The 397-nt window shown below is 35.5% G+C and carries 1 pseudogene; it reads left to right on the forward strand.

Features of this window, described 5'->3' with window-relative positions:
• A pseudogene (locus AOA59_RS32865) lies at window positions 1-227 on the forward strand (hypothetical protein); the annotation flags it as partial.
• Window positions 228-397 lie beyond the last annotated feature (170 nt).

A 397-nucleotide genomic window follows, 5' to 3' on the forward strand; every position in this document is an offset into this window, starting at 1 on the left:
TATCAGAGTTGATGGAAGGTTGCAATCGGGTCCTATCACATACTAGGGGCGCAGTGCTTGCTATCCTTAAGATTAATATAGCTGATAAAGAAGTTATTTATAGTAACGTAGGAAATATAGGTTGTGTTTTCTACACACCAACAGGGAAGTTAAATCGACCAATCCCGTCACGTGGCTATCTATCAGGTAGGAAAATGAAAATCAAAGTGCAACGATTACCTTTTTAAGAAGGAATGACTTTCATTCTATTTACAGACGGATTTAATTTTAACCCGAAATTTCATTCCTTGTTTAATGGGATGCATAACCCTAAAGATACACTTCAGCAATTAGTAGAAAAGATGGAAGATACAAACGATGATACAACATTGCTTGTAGGAAAAATAGAAGATTAACT

It is taken from the genome of Pseudomonas sp. 2822-15 (genome assembly GCF_002742515.1).
In the GTDB taxonomy this organism is placed as follows: Bacteria; Pseudomonadota; Gammaproteobacteria; order Pseudomonadales; family Pseudomonadaceae; genus Aquipseudomonas; species Aquipseudomonas salomonii.